The 7,617-nt window shown below is 59.6% G+C and carries 10 protein-coding genes and 1 pseudogene; 4 read left to right on the top strand and 7 right to left on the bottom strand.

Translation table 11 applies throughout. The features are described 5' to 3' along the window. Positions 1-129 precede the first annotated feature (129 nt). A complete protein-coding gene (locus NW827_RS06035; protein WP_414361065.1) occupies positions 130-666 on the top strand; it encodes an HNH endonuclease in 537 nt (178 codons plus the stop codon). A gap of 4 nt (positions 667-670) precedes the next feature. Here NW827_RS06035 and NW827_RS06030 read toward each other — a convergent pair whose 3' ends face one another. Then, positions 671-1,585 (bottom strand): alpha/beta fold hydrolase, encoded by a 915-nt coding sequence (locus NW827_RS06030; RefSeq protein ID WP_414403523.1) that lies wholly within the window; start codon positions 1,583-1,585, stop codon positions 671-673. 103 nt (positions 1,586-1,688) lie between these two features. Here NW827_RS06030 and ruvA point away from each other — a divergent pair, with 103 nt between their 5' ends. Then, complete coding sequence (gene ruvA, locus NW827_RS06025) at positions 1,689-2,303, top strand: Holliday junction branch migration protein RuvA (protein ID WP_414361059.1); 615 nt, start codon at positions 1,689-1,691, stop codon at positions 2,301-2,303. Next, complete coding sequence (gene nadD, locus NW827_RS06020) at positions 2,300-2,923, top strand: nicotinate-nucleotide adenylyltransferase (protein WP_414403522.1); 624 nt, start codon at positions 2,300-2,302, stop codon at positions 2,921-2,923. The genes ruvA and nadD overlap by 4 nt, the downstream gene beginning before the upstream one ends. A gap of 168 nt (positions 2,924-3,091) precedes the next feature. On the opposite strand, the gene psaC is transcribed toward nadD, so the two are convergent. Continuing rightward, positions 3,092-3,340, bottom strand: coding sequence for a photosystem I iron-sulfur center protein PsaC (gene psaC / locus NW827_RS06015; RefSeq protein WP_011429399.1), 249 nt, complete (start codon positions 3,338-3,340; stop codon positions 3,092-3,094). A 238-nt stretch (positions 3,341-3,578) separates the two neighbouring features. Between psaC and NW827_RS06010 the strand changes: the two genes are divergently transcribed. Next, entirely contained in the window at positions 3,579-3,968 is a 390-nt protein-coding gene (locus NW827_RS06010) for a hypothetical protein (RefSeq protein ID WP_414403521.1), read from the top strand. A gap of 4 nt (positions 3,969-3,972) precedes the next feature. On the opposite strand, the gene NW827_RS06005 is transcribed toward NW827_RS06010, so the two are convergent. The 5 genes and pseudogenes from NW827_RS06005 to NW827_RS05985 all read right to left on the bottom strand — a co-directional run. Further along, positions 3,973-4,350 carry a DUF3493 domain-containing protein gene (locus tag NW827_RS06005; protein WP_414503452.1) on the bottom strand — a complete coding sequence of 126 codons (378 nt, stop codon included), beginning with the start codon at positions 4,348-4,350 and terminating at the stop codon, positions 3,973-3,975. Between the two features lie 3 nt (positions 4,351-4,353). Beyond that, positions 4,354-4,995: a hypothetical protein gene (locus tag NW827_RS06000; protein WP_414361048.1), complete on the bottom strand. Its 642-nt coding sequence runs from the start codon at positions 4,993-4,995 to the stop codon at positions 4,354-4,356. Positions 4,996-5,101: 106 nt separating this feature from the next. Continuing rightward, positions 5,102-6,406, bottom strand: a complete 1,305-nt coding sequence (locus NW827_RS05995; protein WP_414503451.1) for a gamma-glutamyl phosphate reductase — start codon at positions 6,404-6,406, stop codon at positions 5,102-5,104. A gap of 130 nt (positions 6,407-6,536) precedes the next feature. After that, positions 6,537-6,989: a hypothetical protein gene (locus NW827_RS05990; RefSeq protein WP_414361044.1), complete on the bottom strand. Its 453-nt coding sequence runs from the start codon at positions 6,987-6,989 to the stop codon at positions 6,537-6,539. 57 nt (positions 6,990-7,046) lie between these two features. Further along, a pseudogene (locus NW827_RS05985) lies at positions 7,047-7,617 on the bottom strand (hypothetical protein); the annotation flags it as partial.

Raw genomic sequence — 7,617 nt, 5'->3', positions numbered from 1 at the left:
GTCAAGAGTAGACAGTGCACCGCTGCACTTACCTGATTCCCACCGCAACCCAATAAGGCTGTGTTAAATTTCAGAAGAGCTGGCGCCTTGTGGGTCGGGGTGGGGATCCCGTCAGCCGGACGTAGCAGTATGGGCAAGGTTTTGGTACTCAATGCCTCCTACGAGCCGCTCAACATCACCAGTTGGCGCCGGGCAGTCGTGCTCTTGCTCAAGGGCAAGGCTGAGCAAATTGAGCACAACGGCAAAGTAGTCTACGGCAACATTCCTCTGCCTACAGTCATTCGTCTCCGCCACTACGTTCATGTTCCCCACAAAGAGATTCCCTTAACACGCCGCAATGTCCTTCATCGCGATGGATACCGCTGTCAGTACTGCGGCTGCTATGGCGAAGACCTTACCCTAGACCACGTGATCCCGCGCTCCCGCGGCGGCAGTGACACTTGGGAAAACGTGGTCAGCGCCTGTGTGCGCTGCAACCTCAAAAAAGGGAATCGCACCCCCCGTGAGGCAGGCATGCCCCTATTGCGCCAGCCACGCCGCCCCCACAGCACTCTCTACTTGGAAATTGCCAAAGCTACTAGCAGCGGCTCCTATCGGGAGTGGCTGAAGTACACCATCGGCCTGGAGGAAGCCTCGCTGCCCCAGCCATTGGATAATCTCATCTAGAGCTTTAGGAATGGCAGTTAGATGGCGGGATTGGCGCAGAAGGGATCCCTGCCTCGATCCAGCGATGGATGAGGGTATTAACCTCTTCGGGGCACTCGTCGTGGGGACAGTGGCCGGCCTCTAGGAAGTATTCCACTGCCTTGGGGTAGTAGGTGCGGTAGAGCTGCGAGCGCTCGCGGACCCGCATCCAGGGATCCCGCTCTCCCCAAATCAGTAGCAGGGGGCGCACCAGGCTGCGCAGCAGCTCGTCCACGCTGCGTCCTTTTTGCCCGCCTCGCATCAGAGCCACAAACACATCGGCTGCTCCTGGCTCCCGCGTGGGCCGGTGAATGTCCTCCACCAGTTGGTCTGTCACTGCCGCCTGATTGTAATAGACCTGCTTGAGCTTGGCCCGGATGACCTGTGGCTGACGCAGGTACTGAAACAACAGGTAAGACACCAAGGGCTGGCGCAGACTCCAGCCTACCAGCTTGCCCAGCCCCTGCCGCCAGTTGGAGGGGGATCCCTTAGCAGTGGAAAAGCCACCGGCTCCGTTGAGCAGCACCACACCCCGCACCCACTCAGGCCACTCTGCTGCCAGGCTGAGCACCACATAGCCGCCTAGGGAGTTGCCGATGGCCACTACCGGCTGTCGGATCACCTGTTGACAGAAGTCCCGCAGTTGATCCCGCCAGATCTCAGCGCAGTAGTTCCACTTGGGCTTGGCCGAGCGACCAAAGCCCAGCAAGTCAATGGCATAGACCTGGTAGTGTTGCGCCAGTTGGGAAATGTTCTTGCGCCAGTGGTCAGTGGAGGCTCCAAAGCCGTGCACCAACAGCAGCGGCTGTCCCTGCTCGCCCTGTTTGACATAATGGACAGGCTGCCCTCGCCAAATCCAGCGTGCTGAGATAGGAGTAGCCAATGCCGAGGTTGAAGCCATAAGAGTCGCTCGCAAGCTCCTCCTAATTCTAGATTTAGATTTTGCCTGGCCGACCCCGAAAGCTGCTGGGCAGGGTATCCTAAAACACAGGTTAGATACGCAAATGATCGCATTTTTGACAGGTCATCTTGTTGCTGTAGAACTGGGAGAGCGCAGCAGCCTCACCCTGGAGGTGCAAGGGATCGGCTATCGCATCCAGGCGCCGGCCCGTTTTCTCGAGCAACTGCCCCCTGTAGGGGAGCCTGTGCGGGTGTTCACCCATTTGCTCGTGCGAGAGACTGAGCTGGTGCTGTACGGGTTTGGCTCGGCAGCGGAGCGGGATCTGTTTGCGGAACTAATTAAGGTGCCAGGGGTGGGACCTGCCCTGGGTTTGGCATTGCTCAACACCTTTACTCTCCAGGAGCTGGTGCAGGCGGTGGTAACCGAAAATGTCCGCCTCCTCTCCCTGGCTCCAGGGGTAGGACAAAAGACTGCCCAACGGCTGGCGCTGGAGCTGAAAAGCAAATTGGCCCACTGGCGAAAAGGCCTGGAGAATGCCAATCAGCCTTTGTCGAGCGGGCCACCTTCCCCTATCCGCGAAGAGGTGGAAATGGCCTTGCTGGCCCTTGGCTATAGCCCCCAGGAAATCCAAGCAGCCCTGCAAGCCTTGCCACCCCAGTCTCGGCAAACAGAAGACTGGCTGCGCGAGGCCATCAGCTACCTCAGCCAACAGCCATGAGTGGCTCAGCCCCCAAGCAGCGCCGCGTTGGCATTCTCGGCGGTACCTTTAACCCCGTCCACCACGGCCATTTAATCATGGCCGAGCAGGCCCTCTGGCAGTTCAACTTGGATCAGGTGCTGTGGATACCGGCAGGGAATCCGCCCCACAAGCCCTTAGCTGGGGGCGCCAGCAAAGAGGATCGCCTGGCCATGGTGAAGCTAGCCATTGCCGACCATGAGCGCTTTGCCTGCTCTGACTTGGAGATCCGCCGTCCTGGCCCCTCTTACACCATTGAGACCCTACGCTGCCTGATGCAGGAGCAACCCAACACCCAGTGGTACTGGATCATCGGTGTGGATGCCCTGCAGGAGCTGCCCCAGTGGCACCAGGCGGAAGAATTGGCCCGCCTCTGTCACTGGATTGTTGCCCCCCGCCTCGATGCTGGCGACGCCGCCCAGGTGCTGCGGTCGGTGGCTGAGAAGCTGCCCATTCGGGCGACACTCTTGGACGCCCCCACCCTAACGCTCTCTTCCACCTACCTACGCCAGCAGATCCAAAAAGGGGGATCCATCCGCTACTTGGTCCCCCCCGCTGTGGAGCACTACATTCGCCAACACCGACTCTATCTCGACCCTTGAAGAAAAAAAGAGGAGGGATCCCTCCTCTCCAATCAACCCATTGGCTACAGCAACGGCCTGCCCAACTTTTTTTCCCGGGGAGGAGAGGCTAAAGAGTGAAGTTAGAAGGTGCTGTTTCCTTGAGTGGGCGGGCAATCGCAAAAAATTGCAACCCAACCTGCCGGCGGCTTAGTAAGCCAGGCCCATGCTGCGGGTGGTTTCGGGCCCAAGATAGACGCGGATGCTCAGGAAATCGGTGGGGCAAGCGGTCTCACAGCGTTTGCAGCCAACACAGTCCTCGGTGCGGGGGGCTGCAGCAATCATGCCGGCCTTGTTGTTCCCCTTCCAGGGCACCATTTCCAACACATCGGTAGGGCAGGCCCGCACACACTGAGTACAACCGATGCAAGTGTCGTAGATCTTGACCGTGTGAGCCATTAGCGTTCTCCAGTCGAGCTCTTTGAAAGGTTAAAAAAGGTTTACCCCTCTGGCGTGGCAGCCACACCACTGCACAGGTGCCCTCAGTGTACTGTAGTCCTGCCCAGCCACCCCAATCTCCGATCCAAATGTTCAAACAAATTTACATCCCCAGGGATCCCTTGCCGCCCCGACGGGAAGGTCGCCCTCGCGGTTGGGCTAGGATCGCCTGAGGAAGAGCAGGGCAAGGATCCTACGAATGGGACGCTCGGTGCGGAATTGGAGAAGGCAAACTCGAAGCCAGCTGCGCCGCCTGGGCTCCGTTTTGGCCGGCATTTTGCAGGAAATCTATGAGGAGAACATCCCTCGCCTGCGCCGCTGGGATCGGCAGCTTACCAACTGGGTATACCGCCGCGGCTGGAGGGTGGATCCCTCCTTGCCTAAGGTGGCTATCTACGTGTTGGGTACGGTGGTGATCCTGGCGATTCCAATTCTCACCTGGGCAGTTGTGGTTGCCGTTGTTGCCTTTCTCGCCATCCAAATGGTTCAAAAATGGCCCCAGGCAGCCCCCGCCAGGGATCGCCACTATCTGCCGAGCGCCGATGCGGAGGACGACCCCGATCCCCGCCGAGAGGACTGGGACGATTGACGGGCTAACTGTCCCTGCGCTGGTACAGGGGATCACCCTTGGGTGGAGGGGGCGACTCTTTTTGGCTGCTAAGGCGCTGCCTCATCTGTCTGACCAGCTTTTGCTGGGAGCGGTTTTCCAGCCTGTTTAGGCCAAGGGCGCCGGCCAGGATCCCTAACTGTAGAGCCAAGCTGGGCAGGGTAGTCTCCAGATCCCGCCCTGCCAAGGCCCGAAAGAAAAACACAAATGCCCCAACGCCAGCCGAAAAACCCACCGCCAGGTAGACAAAGCGCCGCAAACTGCGGTAGGGAGCGGTCACTTCTGCCAGCAGCCTCGCCCGCTCCGCCGTCGGATCCTGGGGCAAGCTGGCTTTGGGCGAAGACTTGGGATCCGATTCCGCCATTGGCTATACCTCTTCAGGCAAGAGCAAGGGATCCCGCCCAGAAATCGCAGCCAGACTTTCCTCGGCGGCCCGACAGGCGGCCAGGATATCTTGCTCTTCTCCACCCAAGTAGACGCGGCCAAAGCTACCAAAAGGCATCACCTCGAGGATGTTGATCCGGGCCGATTTTTCTGCCTCATTGGCGGCCAGGGGAGCATAACCTGCCGGCTGCACCTCCAGGATGTAAAGGGTTTGGCCCGCAAGAAGCATCTGGCCGCGGCGGAAACGGTTGATCAACTGGGTTTGGTGGGGATCGATGTTGCGGATGATCTGGCTAGAGATGATGCGCGGCTTGAGACGCTCCTGTTCGCTCACCCCCAAAGCCGCTAGGATGGCCCGCCCGGCAGTGCGGGTATCCCCCTGGTTGCTGGAGTGAACCTCCAAAAGACCGTAGAGGCGCTCTACTACCTGCAGTCCTGGCCTTACCGAGGTGGCTTTGAGGGCAATGTCCATGACGCGGTTGATCTCAATGCCGGGGGAAATCTCGACCCAGAGGGAAGTGTCTCCCGGCAGGGGCAAAAAGCCCTGGGCCACCGTGCCCAGATAGGCGGCGTACTGGGGCTGGAGCCGATCCAAAAACACGTAGCTGCGTAGGTCAATCCCCAAAGGAGTTCCCCCCTAGTCGCTTGGGCTCTGTGGGATGACAAGCTGGGAGTGGATCCCTATCTTCAGTCTCGCCTGATTTGGCCAGCGGGATCCCACCTTCCTGCTGCTACAGGCCGCCCTGGGCCACCACCTTTACAGTTGTCAGGGCTTCCAGGTCGATGGGCCCGCGCACATGCAGCCGCTGGGTAGAAATGCCCAGGGACGGGTCGCGAATCGCCCCCAAGGTAGGGATCCCGCTTCCGCGGCCTGCTGAGAGGGGCGTAGTGTTGATGTGGATAAGGGCCGCATCCACCTCCTGGAGAAAGCGCTGGGCCGCCGCCTGGCTATCAGTGAGGATGGCTTCCGACTGATGGTAACCGTTTTTGTTAATCCAGGCGATAGCCTCCGTTAAATCCGCTACTAGCTGGAGGCGCAGATGGGGACGCCGGGTGGAGTCAAACTCTTCTCCCAGCGGCTGGAGCTGGGGAAATTGCTCTAGAATTGGGGCGGCCGCCTGGACATCGACCTCCCCCTGACTGAGCAAAGCTTCGACCAGCGCTGGCAGATGGCTGGCGGCCCAGTCGGCGTGGATCAGCAGCCAGAGGGTGAGGGGCTGGTAGATGGGGATCCCTTCTCGGCCATAGCGAGCCAAGGGATCTAGCAAAGCTGACTTCACCAAAGGCCAGGGAGCAGTGCGATCCAGATAAACATGGCCATAGCCCAGGTGGGTAGCCAGGATCGGCACTTTGCTAGCCTGTAGGAGAAACTCCACCCAGCCGGGGCGGCCACAGGGGATTACCAGATCCACGTAGCGGGTTTGCTGCAGCAGCAGTAGCAGCAGCGAGTCCTCTTGGGGATCCGCCGGCCGGTCTTGGGTGGGCAAGGCTTGAATGGCCCCTTCCGGGATCCCGTGCTCGTAGGCTGTTTCTGCCAATAGGGTAACTAAAGCCTGGTGGGTTTTCTGGATGGGGCCGCTGCCGGCCAAGATCACACCATTGCCCGTCTTGAGACCCATGCCAATGCCGTTGAGGGCAAACTCGGGGTAGATCTCATAGACCAAAGCCACCACCCCCAAGGGGACGCGGTAGCGGCCAATAAACAGCCCGTTGTCCTGACGGTACCCCCTCTCCAGGCTGCCGATGGGATCCGGCTGTTGGGCCAAGAGAGCAAGCAACTGGGCAGACCGCTGCAGGCGCTCGGGGGTGAGCTTGAGGCCGTTGAGGATCCACTCCGGCACAGTTTGTTCGCGGCAGCTTTCCAGGTCGAGGGTATTGGCCTCTAAGAGGAGATCGGAGCGCTCCAGCAAACGGCGCGAGAGGGCCAGCAGGGCCTGCCGTTTGGTTTCGCCGCTCAAGCGCTGGAGCTGAGGCAGCAAGCGGCGCACCTGGCGCAGGGTGGTGCTGAGGTCAAAGGCTGAACCAAAATCGGTCACTCGCTTCCCTCCTGCCTGGCTGACCGACGACGGATCTGCTCCTGACCACTGCTAACAAGAAATGGCTAGATCCACAAGAGCCAAAGTGGGGGTTCTAGGGGCGCGATGGCCGGCGAAAATCTCAAGCATCTCAAGGCCGCCGCAGCAGCAGGATTGCCGTCACTGCCAACAGCGCTAGCAATAGGCAAAGAATCATGAGCCAACTGAGCAACTGGGTTTGGCTGGGGAAGAGCACCGCTCCGACAAACCCCACCACCAGAACGACTCCCAAGCCAAGGGTAAGGCCCAAGAGCGTGGATCCCTGGAAGGCGCTTTCCCGCCGCAACACCCATTGATGGCCGTTCCAGAACCAGATTTTGCGGTAGGGGTAGGAAACCGCCAGTTGCTCAATGTGCAGGCGGTCGGGGGTGATGGCAAAAATATGCTGGCAACGACTGCAGCCAAAAGCCTCGGTCAGGGTAATCAGGCGCAACTGACCCTGGTAGCAGCATGGGCAGGGGTAGATCTTGGTGGGCTCAATGGGCTGAGCCACCCGCAGGGACGATTTCTGCCGAGGCAACTTGCGAGGAGAAGAAAAGGCCACAGCTCCTGGTTGGGGAGAAGTCGGGATCCTTCACATCCTATCTTCAAGAAAGTGGAGTCAAGCTACCCAGAGATGCTGGGTGTAGCGCCAGGTCAAGATTTGGTTGAGAACGAGGAAGATGAGAGCCAGAAGCCCATAGCCCAGCTTGAGAACTCTGCTCAGGTGGGGACGGGCCCAGAGGGGAAGAAAGCCCAAATCGGTGTGCTTGGCCCAGTGCAGGAGGGCCAGCACTTGTACGACGTGAACCGGCAGGCAGTAGCGAATCATGCTTCGCTGGCCCAGGGGACTCATGCCGGCTACAGCGATGTAGAACATGGCCCAGGCAGCCAAATGGAGCCCCAGCCGCTCCCGCCAGCGCTGGCTCTTGCCGGCCAGGATACTCCACCCATCCAGCAAGCCTGTAACAACTAGGGATCCCAACGTAACAGACACAAACAGTTGGCTGAGAGCATCAGACCACAGGCCAGGATCCTTCACGGGTGCAGAAGGAGAGCGCAAGACTTGCCATCGCTCAGGGGAAAGAACATAGGTAGAAGCTTGGAAAAGGGCTTGGTAATTGGCCTGCACGCCAGTAAAGTAGCGCTGCATTTCCATGTAGAGATCCCAGCGGCCAAAGCGGAGCTGACAG

It is taken from the genome of Synechococcus sp. H70.1, assembly GCF_047502705.1.
In the GTDB taxonomy this organism is placed as follows: Bacteria; Cyanobacteriota; Cyanobacteriia; order Thermostichales; family Thermostichaceae; genus Thermostichus.
This window is presented reverse-complemented; position numbering and strand designations above follow the sequence as displayed.